11 protein-coding genes are annotated in these 12629 nt (G+C 75.4%); 2 read left to right on the top strand and 9 right to left on the bottom strand.

Going from position 1 to position 12629, the window contains the following annotated elements; translation table 11 throughout:
* Positions 1–4: 4 nt before the first annotated feature.
* The 7 genes from nuoE to FHL79_RS15840 all read right to left on the bottom strand — a co-directional run bounded on the left by nuoE (position 5) and on the right by FHL79_RS15840 (position 5852).
* Positions 5–1018 carry an NADH-quinone oxidoreductase subunit NuoE gene (nuoE, locus tag FHL79_RS15870; protein WP_138759557.1) on the bottom strand — a complete coding sequence of 338 codons (1014 nt, stop codon included), beginning with the start codon at positions 1016–1018 and terminating at the stop codon, positions 5–7.
* Positions 1015–2337 (bottom strand): NADH-quinone oxidoreductase subunit D, encoded by a 1323-nt coding sequence (locus FHL79_RS15865; protein ID WP_138759556.1) that lies wholly within the window; start codon positions 2335–2337, stop codon positions 1015–1017. The genes nuoE and FHL79_RS15865 overlap by 4 nt, the downstream gene beginning before the upstream one ends.
* Before the next feature lie 13 nt (positions 2338–2350).
* Positions 2351–3049 carry an NADH-quinone oxidoreductase subunit C gene (locus FHL79_RS15860; protein ID WP_138759555.1) on the bottom strand — a complete coding sequence of 233 codons (699 nt, stop codon included), beginning with the start codon at positions 3047–3049 and terminating at the stop codon, positions 2351–2353.
* Positions 3046–3720: a NuoB/complex I 20 kDa subunit family protein gene (locus tag FHL79_RS15855; RefSeq protein WP_138759554.1), complete on the bottom strand. Its 675-nt coding sequence runs from the start codon at positions 3718–3720 to the stop codon at positions 3046–3048. The genes FHL79_RS15860 and FHL79_RS15855 overlap by 4 nt, the downstream gene beginning before the upstream one ends.
* A gap of 9 nt (positions 3721–3729) precedes the next feature.
* Positions 3730–4092: an NADH-quinone oxidoreductase subunit A gene (locus FHL79_RS15850; RefSeq protein ID WP_138759553.1), complete on the bottom strand. Its 363-nt coding sequence runs from the start codon at positions 4090–4092 to the stop codon at positions 3730–3732.
* A 573-nt stretch (positions 4093–4665) separates the two neighbouring features.
* Complete coding sequence (locus FHL79_RS15845) at positions 4666–5127, bottom strand: hypothetical protein (RefSeq protein ID WP_138759552.1); 462 nt, start codon at positions 5125–5127, stop codon at positions 4666–4668.
* Positions 5124–5852 carry a demethylmenaquinone methyltransferase gene (locus FHL79_RS15840; protein ID WP_138759551.1) on the bottom strand — a complete coding sequence of 243 codons (729 nt, stop codon included), beginning with the start codon at positions 5850–5852 and terminating at the stop codon, positions 5124–5126. Before FHL79_RS15840 ends, FHL79_RS15845 begins: the two co-directional genes overlap by 4 nt.
* 44 nt (positions 5853–5896) lie before the next feature.
* On the opposite strand from FHL79_RS15840, the gene FHL79_RS15835 reads away from it, so the two are divergent.
* Positions 5897–7156 carry an isochorismate synthase gene (locus FHL79_RS15835; protein ID WP_246080857.1) on the top strand — a complete coding sequence of 420 codons (1260 nt, stop codon included), beginning with the start codon at positions 5897–5899 and terminating at the stop codon, positions 7154–7156.
* 60 nt (positions 7157–7216) lie between these two features.
* The gene (locus FHL79_RS15830; protein ID WP_138759549.1) at positions 7217–9895 is read left to right on the top strand and encodes a putative bifunctional diguanylate cyclase/phosphodiesterase; all 2679 of its coding nucleotides are present in this window, start codon (positions 7217–7219) and stop codon (positions 9893–9895) included.
* Here FHL79_RS15830 and menD read toward each other — a convergent pair.
* Together menD and FHL79_RS15820 are read right to left on the bottom strand one after the other, a co-directional pair.
* Positions 9886–11640 (bottom strand): 2-succinyl-5-enolpyruvyl-6-hydroxy-3-cyclohexene-1-carboxylic-acid synthase, encoded by a 1755-nt coding sequence (menD, locus tag FHL79_RS15825; RefSeq protein WP_138759548.1) that lies wholly within the window; start codon positions 11638–11640, stop codon positions 9886–9888. The genes FHL79_RS15830 and menD overlap by 10 nt on opposite strands.
* Complete coding sequence (locus FHL79_RS15820) at positions 11637–12611, bottom strand: o-succinylbenzoate synthase (RefSeq protein WP_138759547.1); 975 nt, start codon at positions 12609–12611, stop codon at positions 11637–11639. Before FHL79_RS15820 ends, menD begins: the two co-directional genes overlap by 4 nt.
* Positions 12612–12629 lie beyond the last annotated feature (18 nt).

Below are 12629 nucleotides of genomic sequence, written 5' to 3'. Positions count from 1 at the left end.
GCGGTCAGACCTCTCGCTCGACGGAGTTGTTCGTCCCGGCCCCGGGGCCGGTGGGCGGGGTGTCGGTGCCCTCGGCACCGCGCTCGGCGGGCTGCCGGCCGGCGGGCTCGGGGACATCGGGGTGGTGCTGGGCGGCGCCGGCCCGCTCGGCGGGGGTGTCGGCGGAGGCCACGGCGGTGTCCGCGGCCCGTTCCTCCGCCGACTGCCCCGCCCCGGCGGCCGGGGTGACGTCGGGGTCGGGTGCCGCCTCGGGGGCGGGGCCGGTCATCGGTGGCGCCGTCTCCCCGCGCTCGGCGGCCAGCCGCACGCCGCGCAGCGTGGGCTCGCCGGCCGACGGCCCGTCGACCGCGGCGCGAACGGCGGCGGGGTCGGCGTGCTGGGACAGGCCGGCGAGCTGGCGGGAGATGCCACGGAAGTCGGTGAGCGGCGCACCACGGGTGGGCGCCGGCTTCTCGCCGCGGCGCAGCGCGGCGACCAGCTCCCGGGCGCTCTGGACGTCCTGCTGGTCGTAGAACTCGTAGTCGACGGTGACGACCGGCGCGTAGTCGCAGGCGGCCAGGCACTCGGCGTGCTCGAGGGTGACCGAGCCGTCGGGCGCGGTCTGGTCGTGGCCGACGCCGAGGTCGGCGGAGACGGCGTCGTAGATGCGTTGTCCACCGAGGACGGCGCACAGCGTGTTGGTGCAGACGCTGACCAGGTGCCGGCCGGTCGGGTGGCGCTTGTACATCGTGTAGAAGGTCGCCACCGCGCCGACCTCGGCCTTGGTCAGGCCGAGCAGCCGCGCGCAGAAGCCGACGCCCTCGGGCGAGACGTAGCCCTGCACCGACTGGACCAGGTGCAGCATCGGCAGCAGCGCCGACCGGGCCTGCGGGTAGCGGGCCATGATCTGCGCCGCCTCGGCCTCGTGCTGCGCGGTCAGCGGCGGCAGCTGGGCCAGCGTCTCGGGGCTCGACTCGACCGGGCTGGAGTCCAGCCCGGTCACCGCCGTCCCCTCGAACGAACCAGGCAGCGCGCTCACCTGTCGACTCCTCCCATCACCGGGTCGATGGAGGCGATCGCGGCGATGACGTCGGCGATCATGCCGCCCTCGCTCATCGCGGCGGTCGCCTGCAGGTTGGTGAAGCTGGGGTCGCGCACGTGGACCCGGAACGGGCGGGTGCCGCCATCGCTGACCACGTGGTAGCCGAGCTCGCCGCGGGGCGACTCGATGGCGGTGTAGACCTGGCCCGCCGGCACCCGGAAGCCTTCGGTGACCAGCTTGAAGTGGTGGATCAGGGCCTCCATCGACTGGCCCATGATGTGCCGGACGTGGTCGAGGGAGTTGCCCATGCCGTCGGCACCGAGGGACAGCTGCGCCGGCCAGGCGATCTTCTTGTCCTCCACCATCACCGGGCCGGGCTCCAGCCGGTCCAGCGCCTGCTCGACGATCTTCAGCGACTCGCCGATCTCGGCGACCCGCACCAGGTAGCGGCCCCAGGCGTCCGCGGTGTCCGCGGTCGGGACCTCGAAGTCGTAGGTCTCGTAGCCGCAGTACGGCTCGACCTTGCGCAGGTCCCACGGCAGGCCGGCCGAGCGCAGGATCGGTCCCGTGACGCCGAGGGCCAGGCAGCCGGTGACGTCGAGGAACCCGACGTCCTTGAGCCGCCGCTGCCAGATCGGCTGGCCGGTGAGCAGCCGGTGCATCGCGGTGATCCGCTCGGGCATGACCGCCAGGAACTCGCGGACGTGCTCGACGCTGCCCTCGGGCAGGTCCTGGGCGAGGCCGCCGGGGCGGACGTAGGCGTGGTTCATCCGCAGCCCGGTGATCTCCTCGAGCAGGTCCAGGACGAGCTCACGCTCCCGGAAGCCGTTGGTCATCCCGGTGAGGGCGCCCATCTCCATGCCGAAGGTGGCCAGCCCGACCAGGTGCGAGGCGATCCGGTTGAGCTCCATGACCAGCACCCGGATGGTCTGCGCGCGCGGCGGCGCCTCGACGCCCAGCAACTTCTCCACCGCCAGGCAGTAGGCGGTCTCGTTGAACAGCGGCGCGAGGTAGTCCATCCGCGTGACCAGCGTCGTGCCCTGGGTCCAGGTGCGGTACTCGGTCGTCTTCTCGATCCCGGTGTGCAGGTAGCCGATGACGACGCGGGCCTTGGTGACCGTCTCGCCCTCGAGGTCGAGGACCAGCCGGAGCACCCCGTGGGTGGAGGGGTGCTGGGGGCCCATGTTGACGACGAGCCGCTCCTCCTCGTGCGGGTCGGCGCCGAACGTCTGGTCCCAGTCGCCACCGGTGACGGTGTAGACCCGCCCCTCCGTGGTCTCCCGGGAGCCGGCGTACGGGTCCTGCGTCGTGGTCATGAGGTGCTCCCGGTCATCGGTAGCTCCGCCGCTCGTCGGGGGGCGGGATCTGCGCGCCGTGGTACTCCACGGGCACCCCGCCCAGCGGGTAGTCCTTGCGCTGGGGGTGGCCCTCCCAGTCGTCGGGCATGAGGATCCGGGTCAGCGCCGGGTGGCCGTCGAAGACGACGCCGAACATGTCCCAGGTCTCGCGCTCGTGCCAGTCCGCGGTCGGGTAGACCCGGGTGACCGAGGGGACGTGCGGGTCCTCCGCGGTGACCGCGACCTCGAGCCGGATCCTGCGGCGGTAGGTCATCGAGGTCAGGTGGTAGACCACGTGCAGCCGCGGGCGGCCCGGCGTCGCGACCGGTCCGCCGCTGTCCTCGTAGTCCACGCCGGAGACGCTGCTGCACAGCTCGAAGCGCAGGGCGTCGTCGTCGCGGAGCGCCTGGACCAGGGTGAGCAGGTGCTCGCGGACGACGAACCAGGTGATCTCGCCGCGGTCGACCAGCACCCGCAGCACGGCGGCGTCGTAGGTGGCCCGGCCGACGGCGTCGATGAGCGCGTCGGTGACCTCGTCGAACCAGCCGCCGTAGGGCCGCTCGGTGGAGTGCAGCGCGACAGCACCGCCCGGCTCGACCCGGACCAGGCCGCCGAAGCCCGAGGTGTCCCCGCTGCCGGTGACCCCGAACGCGCCCCGCCGGAACCCGCCGGTCTCAGGCACCTGCGTCATCGGGGCGCCCCGGGCTTGGACAGGACGACGGCGTTGCCCCCGCGCTGCTCGATGCCGAACTGGCCGGTGCGCCCGGCAGCCGCGGCCTGCTCGTAGGCCCGGCGGGCGTCCTTGTCCGCGCGGACGCTGGAGGGCATCTCGATGTGCAGGTCGGGAGCCGTGCCGTCGGCGCGGGCGGCCGCCTGCTGGGCGGCGCGCCTGGCCCCGAGGGGCTCGTGCTGGATCTTGTGGTGCAGCTTCAGGATGGCGTCGGTGAGCATCTCCGGCCGCGGCGGGCAGCCGGGGAGGTACATGTCCACCGGGACGATGTGGTCGACGCCCTGGACGATCGCGTAGTTGTTGAACATCCCGCCGGAGCTCGCGCAGACGCCCATCGCGAGCACCCAGCGCGGCTCGGGCATCTGGTCGTAGATCTGGCGCAGGACCGGGGCCATCTTCTGGCTGACCCGGCCGGCCACGATCATCAGGTCCGCCTGGCGCGGCGAGGCGCGGAAGACCTCCATGCCGAAGCGGGCCAGGTCGTAGCGGCCGGCACCGGACGCCATCATCTCGATCGCGCAGCAGGCCAGGCCGAAGGTGGCCGGCCACAGCGAGGACTTGCGGGTCCAGTTGACCAGCTTCTCCACACTGGTCAGCAGGACGCCGCTCGGCAGCTTCTCCTCGAGACCCATGTCAGGCCCTCACTCCCACTCGAGTCCGCCACGTCGCCACACGTAGGCGTAGGCGATGAAGACGGTGATGATGAAGACGGCCATCTCGACCAGGCCGAAGACGCCGAGGGAGTCGTTGGCGACCGCCCACGGGTAGAGGAAGACGATCTCGATGTCGAAGACGACGAACAACATCGCGGTCAGGTAGTACTTGACCGGGAACCGTCCGCCGGTGAGCGGCTGGTCGACCGGTTCGATGCCGCACTCGTAGGCCTCGAGCTTCGCCCGGTTGTACCGCCGGGGGCCGATGAACGGAGCGGCGGTCACCGAGAACAGCGCGAAGGCGGCGGCGAGCGCGAAGAGCCCGACGAGGGGCACGTAGTTCGACAGCATCAGCGGCAGCCCACCGGACCGGGGCCGGGGACCGGAGCAGCCGGCCACCCGCCCCTGACAGGTGTGCACCTGCTCGTGCAGACCACGGAGACGACCTCCACCTCACCCGGGAAGCCCCGGCGTGTCGCTTGTGAACTACTTCACAAAGTCCAGCGGTGGAAGCCTATGCCTGCGGGGCGTCAGAAAGCCAGGACCCCCGGTGACCGAGTTCACTCGGGGGTCCTGGCTGGTCTGTTCGCGCAGGTCAGGTGAGCGGACCTGGGGACGGCGCGGGCGGCGGCGCCGTCGGGTCGGTCGGGGTGGGCTGCGGGAACGGCGCCGGTGCCGGCGGCGGCAGCGGGTCGATCGGTGACGGAGAGGGCGAGGGCGGATCGGGCTGCGGTGCGGGAGGTGTCGTCATGTGCCGACCCTGCTCCTCGGAGGCCGCCCGCGGAACGGTCCGGCGACCGCGTTCACCCACGGCGGAGGACCATGTCGGCCAACATGGCCTCTCGGCGGACGCCGTCCCGTGTCGAGTGGGCGGTCGGGGTCGTCCTGGTCGGCGGGTCGTCGCGTGTCGACGACCACGACTGCTCACTCGGCGTCGAGCAGGTCCCGGTGGTCCCGCGCGCGGCTGCCGGCCACCCGCCGGCGCGGCGGCGTCAGGAACGCCAGCGCGGCAGCTCGGCGCCGGCCGCGGACGGCCCGCCGGAACCGCTCGGCGCGGGAGCCGGGCGGGTCGGCGAGCCAGACGAAGCCGTCGTCGACGTCGGGCGCCTCGTCGTCGGCGAGGAGGAACGCCAGCAGCTCGGCCAGCAGCGCCTCGTCGGCGAGCAGTGCGCCGAGGGGGTCCTCGCCGAGCTCGTGCTCGGCGATGAACTGCGGGAAGCGCGAGAAGACGCCGGGGCCGAAGATGGCGCTCGCCCGGTCCTGCAGGAAGTTGACCGAGTCGTCCAGCCCGTCGAGGGTCTCGGCGGCCCGTTCCACCGCCAGCCAGGCGCGGAGGGTGAACACGTCGGGGCCGCCGGAGGCGGACCAGTCGGGGAGGTCGGTCACCGGGACTGCCGGGGCTTCGTGCCGCGGTGCAGCGCGACGGCGCCGCCGGTCAGGTTGCGCCAGGCGACGTCCTGCCAGCCGGCGCCCTGCAGCCACCGCGCCAGCTCGGGCTGTGCCGGCCAGGCCCGGATCGACTCGGCCAGGTAGACGTAGGCCTCCGGGTTGCTGCTCACCAGCCGGGCGATCACCGGCAGTGCCCGCATCAGGTACTCCGTGTAGACGGTGCGGAACGGCGCCCACACCGGGCTGGAGAACTCGCAGACGACCAGCGTGCCCCCGGGCCGGGTCACCCGGGCGAACTCCCGCAGGGCAGCGGCAGGGTCGGCGACGTTCCGCAGCCCGAAGGAGATGACGACGCCGTCGACGCTCTCGTCGGCCAGCGGCAGCGCCATCGCGTCACCGGCGACCTTCGGCACCGGCCGCGCGGCACCGGCCGCCAGCATCCCCTGGGAGAAGTCACAGGCGATCGCGTGGACACCGCCGGCGGCGAGTTCCACCGTGGACACCGCCGTCCCGGCTGCGACGTCCAGCACGGTCGACCCCGGGCGCGCGCCGAGCGCCTCGCGGGTGGCCCGTCGCCAGCCGGCGTCCAGGCCACCGGAGAGCACCGTGTTCGTCAGGTCGTAGCGCCCGGCCACCCGGTCGAACATCGCCGCGACCTCGTCCGGTCGTTTGTCCAGCCCCGCCCGCGTCCCCGCTGCCCCTGCCCGCCCGCCGGTCGCCACGTCGGCGACGCTACCTGCGCGCCTCCTACCCTGGAGCGGTGACCATGGCTGCCGAGGCGACCGACGCGACGAGCGTCACCACCACCGCGCTCGGTCCGCGCCGCACCCCGCTGCTCACCCTGCTGCCCGCCGAGGGAGCGCTGGCCTGGGTCCGCCGCGGCGAAGGACTCGTCGGGTGGGGCGAGGCGGACCGGCTGGAGGTCACCGGCCCGCACGCCCTGGCCGAGGCCGCCGCCTGGTGGGCCGACCGGTGCGCGCGCACCGACGCGCACGACCCGCTCGGCGTCCCGGGCTCGGGGCCCGTCGTCTTCGCCTCCATCGCCTTCGACCCGACGGCGGGGACCTCGGTGTTCGTCGTCCCCGAGGTGGTGGTCGGCCGGCGCGCCGGGCAGACCTGGGTGACCGTGACCGGCGAGGCCGACGACGACCGCGCCGTCGTCGAGACCTCCTCCACGGAGGCCGCGACCTCCATCGGCCGGCTCGCCTACGCCGACGGCGCGCTGGACCCGGTGACCTGGTGCGGGGCCGTCGCCGCGGCCGTGCAGCGGATCGACGCCGGTGAGCTGGACAAGGTCGTGCTGGCCCGGGACCTGCTGGTCACCGCCGACCGCCCGCTGGACCCCCGTCGCCTGCTGCTGCGGCTCGCGCAGCGCTTCCCCGACACCTGGACCTTCGCCGTGGAGGGGCTGCTGGGCGCCACCCCGGAGCTGCTGCTCCGCCGCACCGGCCGGCACCTCGACGCCCGGGTGCTGGCCGGCACCGCGCCCCGCGGCGCGGGTGCCGACGACGACCGGCTCGCTGCCGGCCTGGCGGAGTCGGTGAAGGACCACGCCGAGCACGCCTACGCCGTCACCAGCCTCGCCGACGCGCTGCGGCCCTTCGTCGACGAGCTGCACGTGCCGCAGCGCCCCGCCGTCCTCACCCTGCCCAACGTCCGGCACCTGGCCAGCGACGTGCACGGCCGGCAGCGCGACGACGACGGCACCGGCCTGCTGGAGCTGGTGGGCGCGGTGCACCCCACCGCCGCCGTCTGCGGCAGCCCGACCGCCACGGCGGCCCGGGTGATCACCGAGCTGGAGGGCATGGACCGCGGCCGGTACGCCGGCCCGGTGGGCTGGCTGGACGCCCGCGGGGACGGCGAGTTCGGGCTGGCCCTGCGCTGCGCCGAGCTCACCGGCGCCGACGGCGGCCGGCAGGCCCGGCTGTTCGCCGGCTGCGGGATCGTCTCCGGCTCCGACCCGGTCGCCGAGCTCGCCGAGACCCAGGCCAAGCTGGCCGCGTTCCAAACCGCCTTGGAGGACTGACTCACCCGGACGAGCAGGGCCGGCGGTCAAGGACCAACAGAACCGGTCGATCTCGTATCTGTGACCTCCGCCCTCCGCACGTCCCGGACCACGACCGGGCTGTCCGTGCTCGCCGGGGTGCTGGCGCTCGTCCTCGCCATCGTGGTGGTGGCCCCGGACAGCACCCTCGGCGACTGGGCCTACCTCGGGGTGAGCGTCGGCGGCGCCGTCACCGCGTGGCTCGCCGACCGGCGGCGCCCGGAGAACCGCCGCGGCCAGGTGCCCTGGATCCCGCTGGCCCTCACCGGCAACGCGGCCGGGGACGTCGCCTGGCAGGCGATCACCTGGGCGACCGGCTCGGCGCCTGAGGTGTCGGTCGCCGACATCGGCTGGCTGGCCAGCTACGCCGCGCTGATCGGCACCGCGATGAGCGGCCGCATCGGCGGGCAGCGGCGCCCCGGCTCGCGGCTCTACGCCGCGCTCGACGGCATCGCCGCGCTCGCCGTCTCCCTGCTGGTCGTCTTCCAGACCCCCGTCGTGGCCACCCTCACCGACCACGGGCTGCCTGCGCTGACCCGGCTGGCCTACATCGGCTACCCGGTGCTGGACGCCGTCCTCATCGGCCTCATGGCCTGGCGCCTGGTGCTGCACGGGCGCGTGCGGCCCGCCGTCGCCCTGCTGCTGACCGGCACGACCTGCTGGCTGGTCGCCGACCTGGGCTGGCTGCTGCTGGCCTCCCCCGACACCGTCGCCGGCTGGCTGGACGCCGGCTGGCTCGTCGGCGTCGTCTGCTTCGCCGTGGTGCCGTGGCTGCCGCAGTCCCGCACCGAGGACCCCACCGCAGGCCGCGGCCCCGGCCACGGCCCGTGGCGGATGGCCGTGAACGTCGCGCCGTTCGCCGCCCCCGCCCTGCTGGAGGTCGTGGCCTGGCAGGACGGGGTGGACGTGAACCCGGTCCCCGGGCTGGTCGTCTGGGCCGTGCTGCTGGTCCTGATCACCATCCGCACCCGGCTCGTCGCCGCGGACGGCCAGCGCGCCTGGGCGCTGGTCCGCTCCCAGGCACGCCGCTCGGAGGCGCTCGCGGTCAACTCCTCCGACGCGGTCGCCGTCGTGGACGCAGCCGGCCGGCTCACCGCGGACTCGGCGTCGCTGGCCCGCTCGCTCGGCGTCCCCGCGCCGGGCGGTGCCGAGCTGGCCGAACTGATCGCCCGGGCCGGCGGCGACGCGGACACCACGCGGCTGCTGCTGACCCGCAGCGCGTCGATGCCCGGTGTCCCGCTGGAGCTGGAGCTGGAGGGCCGCCGCCCCGACGGGTCGGTCTTCTGGCTCGGTGGCCGCGCGGTCCATCTGGTCGCCGACCCCGACGTCGCCGGCACCGTCGTCAGTCTCACCGACGTCACCGCCCGCAAGCTGGCCGAGCGGGAGCTCGCCCACCAGGCCTTCTACGACGGCCTCACCGGGCTGGCCAACCGCTCGCTGTTCCTCGACCACACCGAGCAGGCGCTGCGCCGCGCCGGCCGCAGCGGCACCCCGCCGATCGTGCTGTGCCTGGACCTCGACGGGTTCAAGGACGTCAACGACAGCATCGGCCACCTGGCCGGGGACGAGCTGCTGTGCACCGTCGCCGGGCGGCTGCGCGGCGTGGTCCGGGCGACCGACACCGTCGCGCGGCTCGGTGGCGACGAGTTCGTGGTCCTGGTCGACGACCTCGCCGGCGGGCTCCCCGAGGCCGCCGAGCTCGCGCAGCGGCTGCTCGAGGCGATCGCCGAACCGGTCGACCTGCACGGGCACCGGGTGAGCGTGGCGGCCAGCATCGGCATCGTCGTGGCCGAGCCCGACGCCACCCCGCTGTCGATGTTCCGGGACGCCGACATCGCGATGTACCGCGCAAAGGCGTCCGGGCGCGCCCAGTGGGTGGTCTTCGACGCCGGCATGCGGACCGCCGCGCTGGAGCGGATCGAGCTGGATCGGGAGCTGGCCGCCGCCCTGCCCGCCGGGCAGCTGCGGCTGGTCTACCAGCCGGTGGTCGACCTGCAGACCGAGGGGGTCACCGGCTTCGAGGCCCTCATCCGCTGGCAGCACCCCACCCTCGGTGCCGTCGGCCCGGACCGGTTCGTGCCGATCGCCGAGGACTCCGGCGAGATCGTGCCGATCGGTCGCTGGGTGCTCGGCGAGGCCACCCGCACCGCCGCCCGGTGGCAGCGCGCGCACCCCGGCGCGCCGCTGACCATGGCGGTCAACGTCTCCGCCCGGCAGCTGGTCGGTGTCAGCCTGCTCCGCGACGTCGCCGAGGCGCTGTCTGTCAGCGGCCTGGCGCCGTCCTCGCTGGTCCTGGAGGTGACCGAGACCGCGCTGGTCACCGACCCGGACGCGGTCGCCGAGCGGCTCGCCGAGCTGCGCGGGCTCGGGGTCCGGCTCGCCCTGGACGACTTCGGCACCGGGTACTCGTCGCTGAGCTACCTGCGCCAGTTCGACGTCGACATCCTGAAGATCGACCGCTCGTTCGTCAGCCTGCTCGACGGCTCACCCGAGGACGGCGCCATCGTCCACGGGCTGGTGCAGCTCGGCCGCACGCTGCGGCTGGAGGTCGTCGCCGAGGGCGTGGAGACCCCGGCCCAGCGCGACCGGCTGCGCGCCGAGCACTGCGACCTGGCCCAGGGATACCTGTTCGCCAAGCCGCTGGAGGCCGACGAGGCCGAGCTGCTGCTGCTCGGCCGGTGCGCGCCGCCCGCGGCCACCCGGACGCTCGCTCAGAGCTGACGCAGCGCCGCCGCGGCGGCCTCGCGCAGCCGCACCCCGAGCGCGGCCTCCGCCGCGGCATCGGTGCGGACGACGACCACCCGCGGCCCGCCGGCGCCCAGCGCGTCGACCAGCTGCCCGGGGTCGCCGACCGCCGTGGCCGCCCAGCCCAGCGACCGGGCCACCGCCACCAGGTCCCGGCCGTGCGGGGTGCCGAACACCCGCCGGAACCCCGCGGCGTACTGCGGCTGGCCCGGCTCGAGCTGGGCGAAGATGCCGCCCCCGTCGTTGTCCGGGACGACGACGGTCAGGTCCGGCACCGTCTCCCCCTCGCCGGTCAGCAGGCCGGTGAGGTCGTGCAGGAACGTCAGGTCGCCCATCAGCGCGAACGCCGGCCCCCCACCGGCGCCCTGGTGCGCCAGCGCCGCGCCGACCGCGGTGGAGATCGTCCCGTCGATCCCGGCGACGCCGCGGTTGGCGAGCACGGTGAGCCCTGGCCGGGGCACCGCGAACCGGTCGACGTCGCGCACCGGGGTGGACGAGCCCAGCACCAGCAGCGCCCCGGCCGGCAGCGTGGCCACCAGGTCGCGGGCCAGCCGGGCGGCGGTCAGGCCGCGGCTGGGGACGTCGTCGAGCGCGGCGTCGACCGCCAGCCCCACCCGGGTCGCCGCGCCCGTCCAGGTCTCTGCCCAGGACCGGTCCGGGCGTGCCGTCCCCTCCCGCACCGCCAGACCGGGGTCCAGGTGGGCGCTGCCCACCAGCGCACTGCCGCGCCCCGGGTCGGCCCAGCGGGGCGTCGCGCTGTAGGTCTCCACCGGCATGCTCGGGTCGGCCAGCAGCGCCGAGACCGGGCGGGACAGCGTGGGCCGGCCGACGACCACCACCCGGTCGGGCCGCTGCGCGGCCAGCCACCCCGGCGCGCCCAGCAGCAGCGCCGGCCCGCGCACCGCACCGGCCGCGCCCCACGCGCCGCTGCTCGGTTCGGCCAGCACCGGCCAGCCGCGCTGGTCGGCGACGACGGCGGCGGCCCGGCCGACCGCCGAGGGTGCGTCACCGGCGACCAGCAGCGTGCGCGCCGCGCCGTCGCCGGTCAGCGGGGCGGCGTGCCGCGGCTCGCCGGCACCCGCGGCCGCGGTCCACGGTGCACCGTCGGGGCGGCCGGCGAGGTCACCGGACGGCGGGGCCGGCCGGGTGCCCGGGGCGGCGTCGTCGGGCATCAACGGCTCCCGCAGCGCCAGGTTCAGGTGCACCGGCCCCGGGTCACCGGACAGCTCCCCGCGGGCCACCAGCAGCGCCCGGGCGACCAGCGAGCGCCAGTACCGGTTCTGCGCCGCCTCGCGTCCGGGTTCGGGCACCCCGACGTCGGCGGCCCAGCGGACCGCGCGGCCGTAGAGGCCGGGCTGGTCGATGGTCTGGTTCGCCCCGGTGCCGCGGAGCTCCGGCGGCCGGTCGGCGGTCAGCGCCAGCAGCGGCACCCCGCTGGTGTCGGCCTCCAGCACCGCGGCGTGCAGGTGCGCGGTCGCCGTCCCGGAGGTGGTGAGCACCGGGACCGGCCGGCCGGAGGACTTCGCCAGCCCGAGGGCGAGGAAGGCTGCGGTCCGCTCGTCGATGCGCACGTGCAGCCGGAGCAGCCCCGCCGCCTCGGCGTCGGCCAGCGCCAGCGCGACCGGAGCCGACCGGGAGCCGGGTGCGACGACGGCGTCGCTGACGCCACCGCGCAGCAGTTCGTCGACGAGCACCCGGGCGAAGGCGGTCGAGGGGTTCACGAGCCCAGCACCGCGGTCAGCCGCTCCCGCCAGCGGCGCTCGGTGTCCGCGTCGGCGACGGTCTCGGTCAGCCGGTCCGGGACCGGCCGCACCACCGGCAGCGCCCCGTCGAGCGGGAGCAGCGGCTCGCTGGTGACGTCGCCGGTGAGCAGCGCGACCGTGCCCAGCCCGCAGGCGAACGGCAGCTCCGGCAGCGCCGCGGCCAGCGCGACCCCGGCGGCGATGCCCACCGAGCTCTCCAGCGCGGAGGAGACGACGCAGGGCAGGCCGTGCGCCCCGGCCACCTCCAGCGCCGCCCGGACGCCGCCGAGCGGCTGCACCTTGAGGACGACGACGTCCGCGGCCTCGGCCAGCGCCACCCGGCGCGGGTCGACCGCCCGGCGGACGACCTCGTCGGCGGCGATCCGGACGTCGACCCGGCGGCGCAGCGCGGCCAGGTCCTCGATCGTCGGGCACGGCTGCTCGGCGTACTCCAGCCCGAACCGGTCCAGCTCGCGGAGCCGGGCCACCGCGGTGTCGACGTCCCAGGCCGCGTTGGCGTCGACCCGGACGGCGCCGGCGGGGCCGAGCGCGTCCCGGACGGCCTCGACCCGGGCGACGTCCTCGGCCGGGGACTGCCCCGGCTCGGCGACCTTGACCTTGGCCGTGCGGCAGCCGGAGGCGGCGACGATCTCGTGCGCCCGCTCCGGCCCGACCGCCGGCACGGTGACGTTCACCGGCACGCTGTTGCGGACCGGGTCCGGCCAGCCCAGCACGGCGGCCTCGTGCGCGGACGCCCACCAGCGGCGGCTCTCCGCGACGTCGTAGTCCCAGAACGGGGAGAACTCGCCCCAGCCGGCCGGCCCGTGCACCAGCACGCCGTCGCGGACGTCGATGCCGCGGAACCGGGTGCGCATCGGCACCGACCAGACGTGCGCCGCCAGCGACGCCGGGGCCCCGCCCGGAGCGTCGGCGGAGCTGGCAGCGGGCATGGATGACAGCCTAGGCGC

The organism is Modestobacter altitudinis (assembly GCF_005930475.1).
GTDB classification, from domain to species: domain Bacteria; phylum Actinomycetota; class Actinomycetes; order Mycobacteriales; family Geodermatophilaceae; genus Modestobacter; species Modestobacter altitudinis.
The sequence above is the reverse complement of the archived record's forward strand: the minus strand, read 5'-3'. Positions and strand labels throughout refer to the sequence as shown.

What these genes read in the sequence shown, in the direction of transcription:
- FHL79_RS15865 (WP_138759556.1), bottom strand. Translation starts at nt 2,337, where the DNA reads ATGACCACGACGCAGGACCCGTACGCCGGCTCCCGGGAGACCACGGAG.
- FHL79_RS15860 (WP_138759555.1), bottom strand. Translation starts at nt 3,049, where the DNA reads ATGACGCAGGTGCCTGAGACCGGCGGGTTCCGGCGGGGCGCGTTCGGG.
- FHL79_RS15855 (WP_138759554.1), bottom strand. Translation starts at nt 3,720, where the DNA reads ATGGGTCTCGAGGAGAAGCTGCCGAGCGGCGTCCTGCTGACCAGTGTG.
- FHL79_RS15850 (WP_138759553.1), bottom strand. Translation starts at nt 4,092, where the DNA reads ATGCTGTCGAACTACGTGCCCCTCGTCGGGCTCTTCGCGCTCGCCGCC.
- FHL79_RS15835 (WP_246080857.1), top strand. Translation starts at nt 5,897, where the DNA reads ATGGCTGCCGAGGCGACCGACGCGACGAGCGTCACCACCACCGCGCTC.
- FHL79_RS15820 (WP_138759547.1), bottom strand. Translation starts at nt 12,611, where the DNA reads ATGCCCGCTGCCAGCTCCGCCGACGCTCCGGGCGGGGCCCCGGCGTCG.